Genomic DNA, 18,020 nt, shown 5'->3' on the forward strand with positions numbered 1-18,020 from the left:
GTGTTGAAGTTGACTGAAAAAAATGAGTTAAGACGTGATACCCGCTCCAAAGCAGCATTTGAGGAAGCTAAGCAATATATTCCAGGTGGGGTAAACAGCCCTGTTCGTGCATTTAAATCAGTTGGTTTAACTCCGCTTTATATGGAACGCGGAGAAGGGTCGCGTGTATATGATATCGACGGTAATGTTTTTATTGATTACGTCGGTTCATGGGGACCACTAATTCTCGGACATGCGCGTGCCGAGGTTATTCAAGCGATTCAAGAAACTGCAGCACGTGGAACTAGCTTTGGTGCGCCTACGGAGATTGAGACTAAAATGGCACGTATCGTATGTGAGCGAGTGCCATCAGTGGATATCGTACGTATGGTGAATTCGGGCACAGAAGCAACGATGAGTGCAATTCGTCTTGCTCGAGGCATTACAAAGCGCAACAAGATCGTGAAGTTTGAAGGTTCTTATCACGGGCATGCCGATAGCCTGCTGATCAAGGCAGGATCTGGCGTGGCTACGTTGGGATTGCCGGATAGTCCAGGAGTTCCAGAAGGAGTAGCCAGCAATACAATCACAGTTCCCTATAATGATTTGGAGTCTGCCAAGCTGGCCTTTGACAAATTCGGTGAAGAGATAGCTTGCATTATCGTAGAGCCGGTAGCTGGCAATATGGGAGTGGTGCCGCCATTGCCGGGGTTCCTTGAAGGCCTGAGAGCATTAACAACTAAGTTTGGCAGTTTGCTCATATTTGATGAAGTAATGACGGGGTTCCGCGTACATTATAACTGTGCCCAAGGGAGATTTGGTGTTATTCCAGATTTGACTTGCTTTGGTAAAGTGATTGGCGGCGGTCTGCCAGTTGGTGCTTATGGAGGTCGTCGTGATCTGATGGAGCAGGTTGCACCAAGTGGTCCGATTTATCAGGCAGGCACATTAAGTGGTAATCCACTTGCTATGGTTGCTGGATACACAACTCTGTCTTTATTAACTCCAGACGTATACGACAATCTGGAATCCAAAGCTGCAAGACTGCAGGATGGGTTAGAGAGAAATGCAAGAGAACTTGGGATAGCTAGTGTGATTAACCGTGTTGGTTCTATGGTGTGCCCGTTCTTTACGGATCATGAGGTCACCAATTTCGATACGGCGCGGACATCAGACCTAGATCGCTTCCGCTCATACTTTAAACATCTGTTGAATGAGGGTGTTAGCGTGGCGCCTTCGCAATTCGAAGGGATGTTTGTGTCCAATGCTCATACGAATGAAGATATAGACCGTACAATAGAAGCGCATTATGCAGCGCTAAAACAGTTGTAAGACGAGAGGTTAAGATGAGCGAACGATATTGGAAAAAGCGGGGCGAATGGTTGGAGTTTATGCCAGGTCGTGCCGTGTTGACTGATGAAGCACATATGGAACAATGGCTGAGGCACACCTTGCGTGTGCCTCTCCATCTATTCAAGACTTGGAAGACGACTGATGGGATAAAGACGGCCGGAGACAGACTGCGTTTACGTGTGTTTGCGGCTGAGCATGGCGACGTTGAACCTGCCGGTGAACCGGCGCATATTCTTTACGAGGATGACGCTTGTCTTGTTGCGTATAAGCCTGCTGGCATGCCTGTTCACGCGGCGGACGCGGCGCAAGACAAGGCCCGCAGTACACTTGCTCATGCAATTGCTTGTCATTATGCATGGACCGGACAGGAGGTGCGCGTGCGTCACATCCATCGTCTCGATGCGGATACGACGGGGCCTGTCTTGTATGCGAAGACAGCGCTATCGCATGCTATTTTGGATGAAGCTATGCGTGAGAAACGCATTCAGCGTCATTATGTGGCTTGGGTTCATGGTAAGGTGACCCCGGTATCAGGGACGATAGATGCGCCTATAGGCAAAGATCGGCATCATCGCGGCAGACGCCGAGTCACACCTAATGGTGATCGGGCGATAACTCACTATGAGGTTATGGCTGCAGGCAAAGATCATGACGGTGAAGAGACGTCAGCCGTAGCACTTACGCTAGAAACAGGAAGAACACACCAGATTCGGGTGCATATGAGCTATAAAGGTTTTCCCTTACTTGGAGACGTCTTATATGGTGGGAGTTCCGAGAAGCTGAACCGACAAGCACTGCACGGTAGGAAGCTCAGCTTCTGCCATCCTTTCGGAGGACAGCATATCGAGATTGAAGTCCCTTTGCCTGATGATCTTGAACGTCTTCTATTGCCTGTTTGAAAAATATAGTCATGCTCCCTCTGCAACTCCCATATGATGAAATAAGGAAAGAGTCTGGTCTTGTTGTATCGGCCTTTATTCCTCCGTACAATGTACGGCTGCGCACAAGGGATGGACGGCAGGATGAACTGCGGGAGGAGGAGCAGTCTGTGTATGATGAATCTTATGGGTTAAGATTTGATATTTATGAGCGCGTACATTTGGCCGATGAATTAATCGGTATTGACCAGCTTGAGGAGGTAGAGCTAACACCTCATATTCAAGTGATTCCGGCTGGTGAGCAGGTGACGGTTAGGGGCAGCTTATTGTTGTCTGGGGTCTATCTAGGCACGGGAGATGACCGCCGCAGTCAGTCATTAGAACATTGGATTCCCGTAGAGATAACACTGCCGCTTAATCGGGTGCGCAGTCTGGATGACATCTGTGTAGATATTGAACATTTTGACGTGGACTTGTTGTCCACGCGATCGTTAAATATTACCGGCGTGCTGTCTTTAAAAGGCATATACGTGGAGCAGCCTGAGCCGACTGCTTGGGAAACCGAACAATTTACTGTTGTTCACGAAGCCCAGCAGCCAGCCGCTGAAGTGCGTCAAGAGGCCTCGCCTTCGCCAGAACCTTCATGGCTTCAGGATTATGGAAGCCATACGGCTCAGCCTGATTCGTCGTCAGGATCATTGGCACCACAGCAATCGCAGTTTAACCATGAAGACCAGGTTGCAGGTATATCTTCATTGGAAAGTACGATTGAAAGTTCATGTCAGTCATCCGCTCCAGAATGGTCGGCCGACGAGGCGCTGCAGCAGCCCAATCATTTCAGCCACTTGCAATATCAAGCAGCACCCGGGGCAGCATATGCTGTGGAACAGCGAGAGGAAGAATTTCCTGCATCAAGCAGCTATGAATGGCAGGAGGAACCCACTACTGCTTATGAGCAAGCCGAAACCGTTCAGCGTGAGCCGGCTGACTTTGACGAAAGAGTCGAGGCCCGTGCGCCGCAAGCCGAACAACATGGCTTACAGCAGTCGAGCGAGCATTCATGGACGTGGTCTGATTCACCGTGGGCGACTGCATCGGTATCAGCGCTGGGGGAAGCTGAGACTGGATTAGCAGCAGAGGGAACTATATCTGCATCTGAAAGCGAAGAGCGGGAAGTTGCTCAGGCTGCTCATGTGCCTTCGGTTGAGGCGGAACAGCCGGAAGTAGATGTAATAGATTCAGATTCAGCGGGTGAAAATCGAGCGGATACCTCATCATCTGTTGAGCAGACAGCGGAAATAGATACAGAAGTGAGCACAGATAAGAAAGAAATGAAGGTGGCTATTGGAAGCACAAAGCCTGTTGCTGCTCCGCAGCAAGAGCAGGGACTTGGCTTCAGTACGCTGCTTCACTCCAGCCGTCAAGCCAAGGACAAAGAACGTGAGGCTGTAATCCGTCAAGCTGAGGAAGAGGCCGCGCAGCAGGAAGCGAGCAAAACTGTGACCGAAGATGTACATTGGCAGTCCATCTTCTTGAATCGAGTGCACGATGATAGTCATTTCAGCAGAGTGCGCATGTGTATCGTGCAAAGACAGGATACACTAGATTCTATAGCGGACCGCTACCAGTTGAATCCACGGGAACTTGCACTGTACAATCGACTTGCAGAGCCTTCCATCAGCGAAGGTCAAGTACTGTACATTCCGTCTGTTTCAGCAGCAACGTCTTAATTAGAGAACCCCCATCCGATCTGAAATCGGATGGGGGTTGTTTATGTCAAAATACATTTAACAGCAAACCAAGCAGCACAATGAACAACACAAACAAGAGTAATACATCAATCCAGGTCGGAAATATCAACGTACGCAGAAACTGAAGACAAATTAATGGAAAGACGATACTTCTGACCGTATGACGCATTCTCCACCACCAACGTTCCATCCAAACACCCCCGTATATGTTGGGATACAAATAACCGAACCTCAATTGGTTGTGTAAGTGCCGAGAATCTAGCCACTAAAACTTGTACCCTCTTACATGTTATGAAATACCAAATTCGGGATATGACTGAATATAAGCGGAATTCCTCGTTTCGTCTATTGACGGGTCTAGTTCACAAAGGTACAATATGTTGTAAATGTTACATTTGGCAGGTGGCATAAGCTGCCCAGCCATAAGCAGGAAAGCAGTACACTTATATGGATGACAAGAAAGACGCAGAGCGGGAAGAGTAAGCGTATAGACCCTTTCAGAGAGCAGAGCGAGTTGGTGGAACGTCTGCAGGTCAAGCTATCGCTGAAGTCACCTGGGAGTCGCCCCTTTGAACATGGAATGCAGCTGTTACGGCTTGATTCCTGCTAGAAGAGGACGGTAGCAGCCGTTATATGCCAATGAAGAGCTGCAGTGAATGAGAATGATGTGACGTTATATTGTCCTCTGCTGCAGAATAAAGGTGGTACCACGGAAGCAGACCTTTCGTCCTTTGAGGCGCAAGGTTTTTTTGTTGTGTTCACGACGATACCTAGATCGTGCACTTAAAAAGTCTGATGCGTTACATTTAATTGTTGCCAAATATATGACAAATTGATGGAGGGTTATTTATGGCGGAAACGAACGAACAGCAGCTATCCATGCCAACAACGTATGATCCGAAGGCAGCGGAGCAAAAATGGTACGACTTTTGGATGAAAGGCGAATATTTTAAAGCAGGACGCAATAAAGACGCGGAGCCTTTCACAATTGTGATTCCGCCTCCAAACGTTACAGGTATGCTCCACATTGGACATGCTCTCGACTTTACACTGCAGGATATTATTATTCGTACGAAGCGAATGCAGGGATACGATGCATTGTGGCTCCCGGGTTCTGACCATGCTGGGATTGCTACGCAGACAAAGGTGGAGCAAAAGCTGCGTGAAGAAGGACTTTCACGTTACGATCTTGGTCGAGAGAAGTTTCTGGAGAAAGTATGGGAATGGAAGGAACTGTACGCGAATCGAATTCATGACCAATGGAAGCAAATGGGGCTGTCACTCGACTTTTCCCGTGAGCGCTTTACACTGGATGAAGGCTTGTCTAGCGCGGTCCGCAAAGTATTTGTGGACTTGTATAATAAAGGTTTGATTTATCGCGGCAAATACATTATTAACTGGGATCCAGCAGCACGTACTGCGCTGTCTGATATCGAGGTGGAATATAAAGAAGTACAGGGTGCATTGTACCATTTGCAGTACCAGCTTGCAGATGGAAGCGGCTCGATTACGGTAGCAACAACACGCCCAGAAACGATGCTTGGTGATACGGCTGTTGCTGTACATCCAGAAGATGAACGATACCAGCATATGATTGGCAAGACGTTGGTGCTTCCAGTTGTGAATCGTGAAATTCCGATTATTGCAGATGAGTACGTGGAGAAGGATTTCGGAAGCGGGGCTGTTAAGATTACGCCTGCTCACGATCCAAATGACTTTGAAGTTGGCCTTCGTCACCAATTGCCACAGATTACGGTTATGGATGAGACTGGAAAGATGAACGAACTTGCGGGTCCTTACCAAGGTTTGGATCGTTTCGAATGCCGGAAGCAGATCGTTAAAGATTTGCAGGAGCAGGGCGTGCTGATTCACATTGAAGAGCATGTACATCAAGTAGGCCACAGTGAACGCAGCGGTGCGGTAGTAGAACCATACTTGTCCACACAATGGTTCGTGAAAATGAAGCCACTTGCGGAGCGCGCCATTGAAGCGCAGAAATCGGGCAAAGGCGTCAACTTTGTGCCTGATCGCTTTGAGAAAATTTATTTACACTGGATTGAGAACGTTCGTGACTGGGTTATCTCTCGCCAATTGTGGTGGGGCCATCGGATTCCTGCATGGCATTGTCAGGACTGCGGTCATCTAAATGTATCGGAGACGGATGTAACGGCGTGTTCTTCGTGTGGGCAACACAACTTAGAGCAGGATAATGACGTATTAGATACGTGGTTCAGTTCTGCCTTATGGCCATTCTCGACGCTGGGCTGGCCGAATGTCGACAGTGAAGACTTGCAGCGGTACTATCCAACGAACGTGCTTGTTACTGGATATGACATCATTTACTTCTGGGTATCACGTATGATATTTACGGGACTGGAATTCACAGACGAGCTTCCGTTTAAGGATGTTCTGATGCATGGTCTTGTCAGAGACAGCGAAGGACGCAAGATGTCCAAATCGCTTGGCAACGGTGTGGACCCGATTGAAGTAATCGAACGATATGGCGCAGATGCGATGCGTTATATGATTTCTACCAGCAGTACACCTGGTCAGGACTTGCGTTTCCGTTGGGAGCGTGTAGAGCAGGCTCGTAACTTTGCGAACAAGATCTGGAACGCATCACGGTTCGCCTTGATGAATCTGGAGGGTGTCACGTATGCGGATATCGACATCAGCGGTGATCTCGGCACGGCAGATCGCTGGATTTTGCACCGATTGAACGAGACAGCGCGCGAGATTACACGTTTGATCGATGCTTATGAGTTTGGAGAAACAGGACGTCTTCTGTACAACTTTATTTGGGATGATCTGTGTGACTGGTACATCGAGTTCGCGAAGCTCAGTCTTTATGGGCAAAATGCGAACCAGAAGCAGAAGACGCAATCCGTCCTTGCTTATGTGCTTGATCGTACAATGCGAATGATCCATCCGTTTATGCCATATATCTCTGAGGAAATCTGGCAGCATCTTCCGCATGAAGGGGAGACGGTCACTTTGGCGTCTTGGCCAGCCTACGATACGGCACTGGAGGCACCAGAAGCTGTACAGGAAATGACGATGCTGATGGACATGATCCGTGCTGTTCGTAACATTCGCGCGGAAGTGAATGTACCGATGAGCAAAAAGGTGGAGCTGATCGTGAAGCCTGCGGATGCTCGCATTGATGGGATGCTGCAGCGTAATATGGACTATATCGAACGCTTCTGTGGCACGTCTAAGTTGGAAATTGTATTGAATGCAGCTGTACCTAACAAAGTAATGACCGCTATTGTGACCGGGGCAGAAATGTATTTGCCGCTAGCTGGGCTGATTGATATCGATCAAGAAATTGCCCGTCTGAACAAAGAGTTGGACAATTTCATCAAAGAAGTGGATCGGGTAGAGAAGAAGTTGGCCAACGAGGGCTTTATGGCCAAAGCGCCTGAAAAAGTTGTAGAAGAAGAACGTGCTAAAGCACGCGATTACAGCGAGAAACGTGATAAGGTTCTGGCCCGCATTCAAGAGCTGAAGGAAGTCTAGTAAAGTCTAGTACAGTTATTAAAGAGACGTGCAAATTTCATAGATACATGTAAGCGACCGAATACACGGCTCTCAGGAGAGTGTCGTTCGGTCGCTTCATGACATTACACAAGAAGGATGAGAATCATGTCAGAGACGAATGGGTCCAGAGCATACGCCCCTTTTACAGAAGTGGATCAAGCAATAGATTGGATTAATTCCTTAATTCCATTCGGTATTCGCCCAGGTCTAGAGCGGATCGAATTGATGATGGAGCGGCTTCAGCATCCCGAGCGGAGGCTGAAGTTCATTCACGTAGCTGGCACGAACGGCAAAGGTTCGACCTGTGCCATCTTGACAAGCGCCCTGATGGCGGCGGGTTATGATGTGGGCACATTCACGTCCCCTTACATTGAGAAATTCACGAATCGCTTTAAATACAACAACGAAGACATTTCTGACTCGGCATTAGTGGAATTAGCCAATCAAATTCGTCCCATCGTAGAGGACATTGCACAAACATCGCTTGGTTCTCCTACGATGTTTGAAGTGTCTACGGCTATTGCCATATTGTTCTATGCGACAGTGTGCTATCCGGATGTAGTGGTGCTGGAGACGGGGCTTGGCGGCCGCTTGGATGTGACGAATATTGTCACGCCTATCGTATCCGTAATTACGAATATTGGCCATGATCATATGGATATTCTTGGCGATACAATTGATAAGATTGCATTCGAGAAGGCAGGTATCATCAAGCCTGGCGTACCTGTAGTAACCACGGTAGAGCAGCCTGAGGCATTGGATGTTATTCGTGCTAAGGCAACTGAACGCCAAGCTACGCTGTATGCGCTGAATGAAAAGTTTAGCTTCGAACGGACACACGCGATCGAAAATGAACAAGTTTTTGCTTTTCACGGTCCTTTTCGTGATGTTGAAAAAGTGGTTATCACGCTGAATGGAGCACATCAGTTGAAAAATGCATCGCTTGCGCTTATGACGCTGGAAGTGCTGCGTCAGTACATGGCATTTGTCATCGACGATGAACAGCTTCTGCAAGGGTTCCGGCAAGCGGCATGGCCAGGACGTCTGGAAATGCTCCGGGAGCAGCCGCGGCTGCTTGTTGACGGGGCGCATAACCCAGAAGGCGCTGAGACGCTTGCACAAGCACTGAGGGACACATACCGCTTTGAACGTTGTCATATCATGATGGGGATGCTGTCTACCAAGCATCATCGAGATGTCCTGCGTCATATACTACCCTTAGCGGATACTTTACTTATTACGGAACCAGACTTTCGTAAGAAAATGGATGCGGAGGATCTCGCGCAGCTTGCTGAAGAGGTGCTGGGATCTGGTTCAAAACGTCCGCATATCATCATAGAACCAGATTGGCGCCAGGCGCTGGCCCAGTTACAAGGAATGACTGCACCAGGCGACCTGGCTGTTGTTACAGGTACTTTATATTTAATATCTGACGTGCGTTCGCATGTCCTTTATCAAACAGATTCTCAAAAAGGCTGGTGAGTTCGTGTTGAATACGATGAAACATATTCATTTTATCGGCATCGGGGGCTATGGCATGAGCGCTATTGCTCGTGTAATGCTGGAAATGGGATACACGGTCACCGGATCGGATGTAGCTCAACAAGATTTGACGGAAAAATTACGGGCTAAGGGAGCTACAATTCATATTGGTCATCATGAAGCTTATGTAGGAGATGCAGATACTGTAGTATACTCTACGGCGCTTCCGAAGGATAATGTGGAGCGTGTAGCGGCAGAAGCACGCGGTATTCCCGTGCTCCATCGTTCTGAAATGCTTGCTCGCCTACTAAATGCGAAAAAAGGTGTCGCAGTAGCGGGTGCGCATGGCAAGACTACCACATCCTCTATGATTGCATATGTATTGGAACGATGTGGCGTAGACCCGTCCTTTATCATTGGCGGAGAAGTCACAAACCTGGGGACCAATGCAAAGGCGGGTACAAGTGAGTTTGTAGTAGCAGAAGCGGATGAGAGCGACGGCTCATTTTTAGCGTATCATCCACATGTTGCTGTCGTAACGAATATTGAAGCTGACCACCTTGAAAATTATGGGGGCGACTTTGAGCGTTTAAAAGCTGCTTATGTGCAGTTTTTAAGTCAAGTAGAAGCGGGCGGAACTGCTGTCGTGTGTAAGGATGATAAGATTATCCGCGACATGATCCCGGCTATTACAAGTAACGTTGTCACTTATGGCCTTGAAGCAGGGGCGGATTATACAGCTGTAGATATTACAGCGCGAGACCGTTTTATGTATTTTACGATGAAGCGCGGCGATGAAGTGCTTGGGCAAGTAGAATTGTCCATTCCAGGCAATCATAATGTATTAAATGCAATGGCAACGTTAATTGTAAGCATGCAAGCAGGGGTAGCTTTTGCAGATGCAGCAGCGTCTATTCGGGACTTCACAGGTGCGAAGCGCAGGTATCAGATCATCGCAGAACACAAGGACGTGCTGGTGATTGATGATTACGCACATCATCCAACAGAGATTGAAGCAACTCTTGTGGCGGCGAAGGCGACGGGCAAGCGTATTGTCGCTGTGTTCCAGCCGCAGCGGTACTCTCGAACTTATTTTTTGTTCGAACAGTTCAGTCAAGCGTTCGGAGACGCTCAGGAGGTTATCATAACAGACATCTATTCTCCTGCGGGCGAGAAACCAATCGAAGGGGTACACGCTTCTACGCTGGTTGATCGGATTCGAGAATTGAGTAATGCAAATACTCACTATATCCCAACGAAGGAAGAAGTGCAGACCTATCTTGAAAAACACATTCAACCTGGGGACATGGTATTGACTATGGGAGCAGGCGATATTTGGCGGGTGGCCTATCATTTGGCAGAGTACCTGCGATCTGAATAGTATAGATATCGCCTAAAGGGGCCGTCTCCTTCACCGTTAAAGTGGAGGAGACGGCCCCTTTGCGTGTCTTGTAAGCGATATGGGGTGTCCGTTGCAAGTTTGGGTGCGGTACGGGAAACCAACGTCCTGATCGTGGATGAATCATCGCTAAGAAAACACAAGTTGCTCTCATCATTGCCCACTATGAGAGTGTGGGTAAAAGAAACAGCCTTCCGTCTGAACTGTGGTGTCCATGCTAATGGACACTACACATTTCAATCATGAAGGCCGCTCTATACTTATCCGTTCAGGAGTTTCCGTTCGTTCATTCCTCTGTTATCCCCTGTTCTTGCGAGAACCGCCGCACACCAGCATGCATCGAATCAATGTTGACTGCTGGTGCCCCTCCCCTCCCGGTCCTCGTACATCATATGAGAGGTTAAGAGAATTAGTATGAGCCATTGCACAACGGCAAGCGCGTGTTTTTCTGAAACGTGGATAGGAGGGATGTTCTATTTCATATGAATCTATCATATAGCTAATAGTAAACAAGCGGACAAGGATGGTGGCTTATATGGGACAGCATTCCAGAAAAATGACATTTCGGTTTCCGGAACAGGCGGACGACTCTTATACACGTAAAATGAATCCTATTGAAGCGGATAAAAAACTGGAAGAGGAGGCTGCTAGTTCAGTTCAGTGGAGTGAATGGCAGCATATTGATATTCAAGGTGATCAGGATAAACGAAAGACGGAGCAGGTTCTGCTAAATAACGAGACTCCATCTACATCTGAAAGCAAGCTTGAACATACTGCGTTATCGCAGACAGAGTTCGTTAGCGCGGCTGTACTATCTCCAGATGGTGCAGGTTACGAGAAAATAGAATCAGAGACAGATCGTATTGAACGATCCATTCGTGAGCTGGATTCTTCCCCTGCGGCGGTTTTCCTTGAGCCACCGATGTATGATCCGGCAGCACAATCGGCTACCACAGAAGGAGAATGGCGGTATGAGCAGCAAGCAGACTCAGATGCGGTTGTCTATACGCAGGCTCGCAGCCGCAAGCCTTCACTGCTGAAAATTGCCGGCTCTGTAGCTGGTGCAGTCGCAACCGGTGCCCTGTTTGGCTTTCTGGCCTTATCTTTGTTCAAGGGGGATGTGGCACTGCCTAGTATGGACCAGGCTGTGCCAGCCATGGCCCAGTTGGGCAAAGATGCAGGCTCGAACAACGGTGGCCATACATCAGGAAGTTTGCCAATCGTAGGTGATACGGGCGGGCAGACGAATGGGGAAGAGCCTTCAAAAGATCAGGCGAATTTCCCTGTGGCTGCAATTCATATCCCAGCAAGTATTTCATATGTTCTTCAGTATGGTGTGTTCAGTCAGGCTGAGGGCGCCCAGACGGCGGCAGAAGAACTGCGGAAATTAGGCTTGGCAGCAGTAGATGCAGAAGGGGAAGGACAGCATCGAGTCTATGCGGCAATAGCGGAGAAAAGAGATGATGCGATGGTGTTAAGCAACGCGCTCAAAGAAAAGCAGATTGATTTGTATGTACGTACCATTGAGCGTCCAGAGATTACAAAAATCGCATTTGAAGGAAAAGCGGAGACACTGGAATTGTTTATGAAGCAGGGGGATGTTGTAAGGCAGTGGTTAATCCGTCACTCTTCAGCAACGCTTCAACAGGGGGATTTGGCTGCATTTGACAATACAAGCATGAATGAGCTGCGGACAGAACATCTCCGCTGGACTCAATCAGGAGAAAAACTTCAAAAACAGCTAAGCAAACAAACATCAGAAGTATGGGTAAAACTGGTTCAATCCATGAATACAGCGATTACAGCAGTTAATGAGTACAACAAAAAGCCTGCTGCAGCGCATTTGTGGAGCATCCAGCAATCTTGTATCCAATATATGATGTTGGAACAGGACTGGTTGAAACAGATGAAAGCCTGATATAATAAAGATGTGTGCTTTGCCCCGGTGCAGCCGGGGCTTTTTTCTATCGCTATATTCGGTTATTCTAATAAGTAGGCTCAGGTAGCGTTTGTCAAGCTGAGAGATAGGACGTATAATAAAGAAAGGTGTCAAAAAATGGAGAACATTCAACAAAACAATCATGTTTTGCCGCTTCTTGTGCTTGCATCCTCTTCACCGCGTAGACAGGAACTGATCCAGACGTTTGGTTTGCCATATGTGGTTGAACCAAGTGATGCGGATGAATCACTGGAGGAGCATTGGACTCCGCAAGACACAGTAGAGCAACTTGCTTTGCGTAAGGCAAGTACAATTGTAGAGATACGACAGGCTCGTAGAGATGAAGGGATTGTCATCGGATCGGATACTGTCGTAGTGCATGATCGTATGATTCTAGGTAAACCGCATGATGATTCGGATGCTTTTCGGATGTTGAGCATGCTTCAAGGAAAAGCACACGATGTGTTTACAGGCGTTGCTTGTATCGATGTTCGTACCGGTAATACGCTAGTTCGCCATCGTCACACGCGTGTGTGGATGCGGCATTTGAACAATGCCCAGATAGAACGATATATTGCATCCGGGGAGCCTCGGGACAAAGCAGGCTCGTATGGCATTCAGGGATTGGGAGCGACTATAGTCGACCGCATCGAAGGTTGTTACTTTAATGTAGTTGGCTTACCTGTGTCGCTGCTCGCAGAGATGTTAACTGCCTTTGCCATCGAGAAGCCATAGTCTGCACAGCAGAAATTGTGCAGCAGCGCCTGACGGGGTATAGAGTTTGAAGCCAGCTAATAGGATAATTATGATCTATAAGCAGCTTCCCGGAGAGGAGATAGAGGAATGGCGCATAGCCCTTTGCTTCGCGACCTTCCCCTCGAAGAACGTCCTAGAGAGCGCATGATGAAAGCGGGGGCCGAAGCATTAAGTCACGCTGAATTGTTGGCTATATTGCTTAGAACGGGAACAAAGAATGAATCTGCGGTGTTAGTTGCACAGCGGGTAATGAATCGGATTGGCAGTCTTAGCCGGTTGGCGGACCTGTCTCTCATAGAATTGACACAAATTCGCGGCATTGGTACTGCCAAGGCGCTTGAGCTCCAGGCATGTCTGGAGCTTGGCCGCAGGATGGCAAGAAGCCGTATGCTGGAGACTGCGTCGATCAGACGCCCACAAGATGCTGCCGAGCTTGTTATGGAATCGATGCGTCATCTGAAGCGTGAACATTTTGTTTGCATTTATTTGAATACGAAGAATCGTGTTCTCGCGCAAGAAACGATATCAGTGGGCACATTGGATGCTTCGCTGGTCCATCCACGTGAAGTGTTTCGGTCAGCTATCAGGCACGGAGCGGCTGCGCTTATCTGCATACACAACCATCCGAGCGGGGATCCGACGCCAAGTCGTGAGGATATCGAGATAACGCGCCGACTTATTGAAGCAGGTGAACTGGTCGGCATCGAAGTGTTGGACCATCTTATTATTGGCGATAACCAATATGTGAGTTTGAAGGAACAGAGCCTCGTGTAATATAATATTTGAGATCGTAGGAACTATAAAGGAGATTAACATCATGCTAGGTGGTTTTACAAAAGATTTAGGAATTGATTTGGGTACTGCAAATACATTAGTCTATGTACGTGGAAAAGGTATCGTCGTGCGCGAGCCGTCTGTGGTCGCAATTCGTACGGATACGAAGACAATTGAAGCTGTCGGTGAGTCGGCAAAGAAAATGATTGGCCGTACGCCTGGAAATATTCGTGCGATTCGTCCGATGAAGGACGGCGTAATTGCCGATTTTGATACAACAGCAACCATGATTAAATATTTCATTCGTCAAGCGCAGAAGCAGCGATCATTGTTCCCGCGTCATCCAAACGTCATGGTGTGCGTACCGTCTGGCATTACGGCGGTTGAGCAGCGTGCTGTTGAAGATGCAACGAAGCAAGCGGGAGCTCGTGAAGCATATACGATTGAAGAGCCATTTGCAGCTGCAATCGGTGCGGACTTGCCTGTATGGGAACCGACAGGCAGCATGGTAGTCGATATTGGCGGCGGCACAACGGAAGTTGCAGTTATCTCGCTTGGAGGTATCGTAACAAGCCGTTCTGTGCGTGTGGCTGGGGATGAGATGGATGAATCGATTATTCAATATATTAAGCGCCAATATAATCTGATGATTGGTGAGCGTACATCAGAACAGCTGAAGATGGAGATCGGTTCGGCGCTGCCGCTTGAACAGACGGAAACGGTGGAGATCCGTGGACGTGATCTTGTGACGGGCCTGCCGAAGACGCTGTCTATTTCTTCCAATGAGATTACAGATGCGCTTGCGGATACAGTAAGCTCTATCGTTGAGGCTGTTAAGGTGACATTGGAAAAGTGTCCGCCTGAACTTGCGGCCGACATCATGGACCGCGGCATTGTATTGACAGGTGGGGGCGCTCTTCTGCGCAATCTTGACAAGCTGCTTGCACGTGAGACGGGCATGCCGGTCATTGTGGCGGAGAATCCTTTGGATTGCGTAGCGATCGGAACAGGACGCGCGCTAGACAATATTCATCTTTTCAAATCCCGCAGCAGTTCGGCACTTCGTTCTAAGCGATAAATCTTAAGGTGATACCATATGGTCTGCGTCAGACACGTTCCACTGACGCCGACCATAACCATAGAACCGGGAACGAGACTGCAATACGATGAGAAGGTGTTGACACTGTTTAAGCTGTTAGGCAACAAGCGTTTATTTATATTAATGGCAGGACTTATTCTTTTTATTGCGCTTATGGGCTTTACGCTAGGTACACGGGGGCAAGTGTCATGGCCGGAGAAGTTTGTACATGACACCGTTACCTTTGTGCAGCAGATGTTCTATAAGCCGGCAGCAGCCATTTCCGGTTTTGTTGATGATGTCTCCAACTTAAAGAAGACGTATGAAGAGAATGAACGGCTGAAGATCGCACTAGCCCATTATACGCGGGATAAAGGTTTCTATAATGCAGTAGCCGACAAAAACAAACGTCTGATGGAAGATCTAAAGTTTACCGAACGGCAGAAGCAATCCAATCTTCCTTATGATTACCGTATTGCACAGGTTACATCTATTAACGTAGCTGATCCTTTTAACCAGACTCTGAACATTGATTTGGGTGAGAAGGATGGTATTAAACAGGGACTGCCCGTGATCGCCGTTGAGGGTGTAGTAGGGATGATTAGTCGCGTATATGAATTTTCCTCAACTGTTCAGCTACTAACTAATCTGGATGATTCCTCGCGTTCCATTGCAGCCACTGTACTTGGCCAGGAGAAATCATTTGGTATGATCGAATCGTATGATCATAGCACGGGTACGTTTGTGATGACCCGTATTGCAGAAGGTGATCCGCTTAAAGAAGGGGATACTATTGTATCTTCGGGACTAGGAGGCGTCTTTCCTAAAGGGCTTATTCTTGGTACCGTTATAAAGCGTGAAGTAGGCGACTTTGGATTGACTTATACAGCCTCTATCAAGCCGGCTGCGACTTATCAGGACTGGCGTGAATTGTTTGTTGTTGTACCGCAAGGCACAGCAGCGGGGAATGAACAGGGGAATCCATAATGAATCGTAACTGGATGATCTTATTTATGTTGCTCCTGTTCTTTATTGAGGGAGCGTGGCTACCTTTTCTCATACCAGATGAATGGAAAGTACGCATTATTCCGCAATTTGTCTTTATCATTGTGCTCTACCATGCGGTTTACAAACACCGACATACGGCACTACTGATGGGGCTCTGCTTCGGTTTGCTTCAAGATATCGTTTATTATGGACAAATGCTAGGCCCTCATACATTCAGCATGGGGTTTCTTGGATATTTCATAGGGCTCCTGTTCACAACACGGAATACCTCCATGGTTACGATGATGGTAATCTCAGTTATGGGCAGCTTTGCATATCAATCGATTGTGTTTGGTATTTACGCGTTGTTTAGCGTTCAACATCTCACCTTCAAATATGCTTTGATGGAGTATATGCTGCCAAGCTTAATTATTCAATTGCTCTTTGCCTTAATCGTGTATGTTCCTATGCGCAAGTGGTTTGATTCATCACCTGTGAACAATACCGCCGAGGAAGAAGAAGTCTAAGAGCCGTATCGGAGCATCTTTCCGGACGGCTTCTCTCATTTTTCTTCCTTGTTTTGTGAAGTTGTGCAGGAACTTGTCTCATTCGTAACGAAAAAGATAACGTTGGGAGGGACGAACGATGACGGCCAAGTCACTGGTGACGATTAAAGGTGTCAAAGACGGTCTCGTGTTCCTGCTTGACGATCAAAGTGATTTTGATGACTTGCTGCGTGATTTGCGCGACAAGCTTGAGCATACACCTCATTTTTTTAATGGACCAATTGTGTATGTCGATGTCAAGTTGGGGGCTCGCTCTGTAAATGACGAGCAAAAGACTGAAATATTAGATGTATTGAGACAAAGAGGGAATTTGCTCATTCGCTCTCTGCAATCGGATGATGAATCGAAGCAGCAAGAGACAGGCTATCAGATTCACACGATAACGGGAATGATTCGGTCTGGCCAGGTGCTGCGTTATGAAGGAAACTTGCTGTTTCTAGGAGACGTGAATCCTGGCGGAATGATTGTGAGCACAGGGGACATCGTCGTATGCGGCGCATTGCGGGGAACAGCCCATGCTGGTGTTGATGGTGAAGTTAACGCAGTTATCGTTGCTTCCTTATTCGCGCCTACGCAATTGCGCATCGCGGATGTAATCAGCAGGCCACCCGATGAATGGGGTATAGCACAGACCCATATGGAATATGCCTATGTTCATAACGGACAGATGCAGATTGATAAAGTATCACATCTACATCGCATTCGACAGGACCTCAAAATGTTCAAAGGAGTGTAGGATCATGGGAGAGGCAATTGTCGTTACTTCGGGTAAAGGCGGCGTTGGCAAGACAACAACGTCAGCGAATCTAGGCACAGCGCTTGCTTTGCTCGGCAAAAAAGTGTGTATGGTCGATACGGATATCGGACTCCGTAATCTGGATGTGGTGATGGGGCTTGAGAACCGGATCATTTACGATATTTGTGATGTGGCAGATGGTCGCTGCCGCTTGAATCAAGCTTTAGTCAAGGACAAGAGGTTTGACGAGCTTTACATGCTGCCAGCAGCACAGACTAAGGATAAACTTGCTGTCTCACCCGAACAGGTAAAGGATATCGTGCTAGAGCTTAAGAAAGAGTTTGAATATATTATTATCGATTGCCCGGCAGGAATCGAGCAGGGCTTCAAAAATGCAATCGCTGGTGCAGATCACGCGATAGTCGTCACTACGCCGGAGAATGCGGCTGTACGTGATGCAGACCGGATTGTCGGCCTATTGGAAAGTGCTAATCTGTCTTCTCCAAAGTTGGTTGTGAACCGTATTCGACCGAATATGGTGAAGAGCGGTGACATGCTGGATATCGATGATATTTTGCAGGTGCTTAATATCGATTTGATCGGTATCGTTCCGGACGATGAATTTGTCATCAAGGCTGCTAATTCAGGTGAGCCGACGGTAATGAATCCAGATTCAAAGGCTGCAATCGCTTATCGCAATATTGCGCGTCGAATTTTGGGGGATACAGTCCCACTCATGCCGCTTCATCAGAAAAAAGGGATGATGACCAAGATGAAGAAGTTTTTTGGAATGGGATGATTA

15 protein-coding genes and 1 other annotated feature are annotated in these 18,020 nt (G+C 47.8%); of the genes, 14 read left to right on the forward strand and 1 reads right to left on the reverse strand.

Annotated elements, in window-relative coordinates; all coding sequences use genetic code 11:
• Nucleotides 1-9 precede the first annotated feature (9 nt).
• The 3 genes from hemL to MH117_RS22535 are packed head-to-tail and all read left to right on the forward strand — an operon-like array spanning nt 10 to nt 3,940.
• The gene (gene hemL, locus MH117_RS22525) at nt 10-1,311 is read left to right on the forward strand and encodes a glutamate-1-semialdehyde 2,1-aminomutase (protein ID WP_239332706.1); all 1,302 of its coding nucleotides are present in this window, start codon (nt 10-12) and stop codon (nt 1,309-1,311) included.
• 14 nt (nt 1,312-1,325) lie between these two features.
• Nucleotides 1,326-2,231: an RluA family pseudouridine synthase gene (locus MH117_RS22530; RefSeq protein ID WP_239332708.1), complete on the forward strand. Its 906-nt coding sequence runs from the start codon at nt 1,326-1,328 to the stop codon at nt 2,229-2,231.
• Nucleotides 2,228-3,940, forward strand: a complete 1,713-nt coding sequence (locus MH117_RS22535) for a LysM peptidoglycan-binding domain-containing protein (RefSeq protein WP_239332710.1) — start codon at nt 2,228-2,230, stop codon at nt 3,938-3,940. The genes MH117_RS22530 and MH117_RS22535 overlap by 4 nt, the downstream gene beginning before the upstream one ends.
• 46 nt (nt 3,941-3,986) lie before the next feature.
• Here MH117_RS22535 and MH117_RS22540 read toward each other — a convergent pair whose 3' ends face one another.
• Nucleotides 3,987-4,151 (reverse strand): hypothetical protein, encoded by a 165-nt coding sequence (locus MH117_RS22540; RefSeq protein WP_239332712.1) that lies wholly within the window; start codon nt 4,149-4,151, stop codon nt 3,987-3,989.
• A gap of 267 nt (nt 4,152-4,418) precedes the next feature.
• Nucleotides 4,419-4,696 (forward strand) — a binding site (T-box leader).
• 114 nt (nt 4,697-4,810) lie between these two features.
• Here MH117_RS22540 and MH117_RS22545 point away from each other — a divergent pair.
• The 11 genes from MH117_RS22545 to minD all read left to right on the forward strand — a co-directional run bounded on the left by MH117_RS22545 (nt 4,811) and on the right by minD (nt 18,017).
• The gene (locus MH117_RS22545; RefSeq protein WP_239332714.1) at nt 4,811-7,480 is read left to right on the forward strand and encodes a valine--tRNA ligase; all 2,670 of its coding nucleotides are present in this window, start codon (nt 4,811-4,813) and stop codon (nt 7,478-7,480) included.
• 126 nt (nt 7,481-7,606) lie between these two features.
• Entirely contained in the window at nt 7,607-8,983 is a 1,377-nt protein-coding gene (locus MH117_RS22550; RefSeq protein ID WP_239332716.1) for a bifunctional folylpolyglutamate synthase/dihydrofolate synthase, read from the forward strand.
• The gene (gene murC, locus MH117_RS22555; protein WP_239332718.1) at nt 8,946-10,364 is read left to right on the forward strand and encodes a UDP-N-acetylmuramate--L-alanine ligase; all 1,419 of its coding nucleotides are present in this window, start codon (nt 8,946-8,948) and stop codon (nt 10,362-10,364) included. Before MH117_RS22550 ends, murC begins: the two co-directional genes overlap by 38 nt.
• Nucleotides 10,365-10,938: 574 nt before the next feature.
• A complete protein-coding gene (locus MH117_RS22560) occupies nt 10,939-12,300 on the forward strand; it encodes an SPOR domain-containing protein (RefSeq protein WP_239332720.1) in 1,362 nt (453 codons plus the stop codon).
• 138 nt (nt 12,301-12,438) lie between these two features.
• A complete protein-coding gene (locus MH117_RS22565; RefSeq protein WP_239332722.1) occupies nt 12,439-13,056 on the forward strand; it encodes a Maf family protein in 618 nt (205 codons plus the stop codon).
• Between the two features lie 108 nt (nt 13,057-13,164).
• Nucleotides 13,165-13,851 (forward strand): RadC family protein, encoded by a 687-nt coding sequence (gene radC / locus MH117_RS22570; protein WP_239332724.1) that lies wholly within the window; start codon nt 13,165-13,167, stop codon nt 13,849-13,851.
• A 43-nt stretch (nt 13,852-13,894) separates the two neighbouring features.
• Nucleotides 13,895-14,929, forward strand: coding sequence for a rod shape-determining protein (locus MH117_RS22575; protein WP_028543576.1), 1,035 nt, complete (start codon nt 13,895-13,897; stop codon nt 14,927-14,929).
• Nucleotides 14,930-14,947: 18 nt separating this feature from the next.
• Nucleotides 14,948-15,916, forward strand: a complete 969-nt coding sequence (mreC, locus tag MH117_RS22580) for a rod shape-determining protein MreC (protein WP_275444782.1) — start codon at nt 14,948-14,950, stop codon at nt 15,914-15,916.
• The gene (mreD, locus tag MH117_RS22585; protein ID WP_239332726.1) at nt 15,916-16,443 is read left to right on the forward strand and encodes a rod shape-determining protein MreD; all 528 of its coding nucleotides are present in this window, start codon (nt 15,916-15,918) and stop codon (nt 16,441-16,443) included. The genes mreC and mreD overlap by 1 nt, the downstream gene beginning before the upstream one ends.
• A 118-nt stretch (nt 16,444-16,561) precedes the next feature.
• Entirely contained in the window at nt 16,562-17,218 is a 657-nt protein-coding gene (minC, locus tag MH117_RS22590; RefSeq protein ID WP_239332728.1) for a septum site-determining protein MinC, read from the forward strand.
• Between the two features lie 4 nt (nt 17,219-17,222).
• Entirely contained in the window at nt 17,223-18,017 is a 795-nt protein-coding gene (gene minD / locus MH117_RS22595) for a septum site-determining protein MinD (RefSeq protein ID WP_028543580.1), read from the forward strand.
• The last annotated feature ends 3 nt before the right edge of the window (nt 18,018-18,020 follow it).

It is taken from the genome of Paenibacillus sp. ACRRX (assembly GCF_022346885.1).
GTDB lineage: Bacteria > Bacillota > Bacilli > Paenibacillales > Paenibacillaceae > Paenibacillus_B.

What these genes read in the sequence shown, in the direction of transcription:
- MH117_RS22530 (WP_239332708.1), top strand. Translation starts at nt 1,326, where the DNA reads ATGAGCGAACGATATTGGAAAAAGCGGGGCGAATGGTTGGAGTTTATG.
- MH117_RS22540 (WP_239332712.1), bottom strand. Translation starts at nt 4,151, where the DNA reads ATGGAACGTTGGTGGTGGAGAATGCGTCATACGGTCAGAAGTATCGTC.
- MH117_RS22545 (WP_239332714.1), top strand. Translation starts at nt 4,811, where the DNA reads ATGGCGGAAACGAACGAACAGCAGCTATCCATGCCAACAACGTATGAT.
- MH117_RS22550 (WP_239332716.1), top strand. Translation starts at nt 7,607, where the DNA reads ATGTCAGAGACGAATGGGTCCAGAGCATACGCCCCTTTTACAGAAGTG.
- murC (WP_239332718.1), top strand. Translation starts at nt 8,946, where the DNA reads ATGTCCTTTATCAAACAGATTCTCAAAAAGGCTGGTGAGTTCGTGTTG.
- MH117_RS22560 (WP_239332720.1), top strand. Translation starts at nt 10,939, where the DNA reads ATGACATTTCGGTTTCCGGAACAGGCGGACGACTCTTATACACGTAAA.
- MH117_RS22565 (WP_239332722.1), top strand. Translation starts at nt 12,439, where the DNA reads ATGGAGAACATTCAACAAAACAATCATGTTTTGCCGCTTCTTGTGCTT.
- radC (WP_239332724.1), top strand. Translation starts at nt 13,165, where the DNA reads ATGGCGCATAGCCCTTTGCTTCGCGACCTTCCCCTCGAAGAACGTCCT.
- MH117_RS22575 (WP_028543576.1), top strand. Translation starts at nt 13,895, where the DNA reads ATGCTAGGTGGTTTTACAAAAGATTTAGGAATTGATTTGGGTACTGCA.
- mreC (WP_275444782.1), top strand. Translation starts at nt 14,948, where the DNA reads ATGGTCTGCGTCAGACACGTTCCACTGACGCCGACCATAACCATAGAA.
- mreD (WP_239332726.1), top strand. Translation starts at nt 15,916, where the DNA reads ATGAATCGTAACTGGATGATCTTATTTATGTTGCTCCTGTTCTTTATT.
- minC (WP_239332728.1), top strand. Translation starts at nt 16,562, where the DNA reads ATGACGGCCAAGTCACTGGTGACGATTAAAGGTGTCAAAGACGGTCTC.
- minD (WP_028543580.1), top strand. Translation starts at nt 17,223, where the DNA reads ATGGGAGAGGCAATTGTCGTTACTTCGGGTAAAGGCGGCGTTGGCAAG.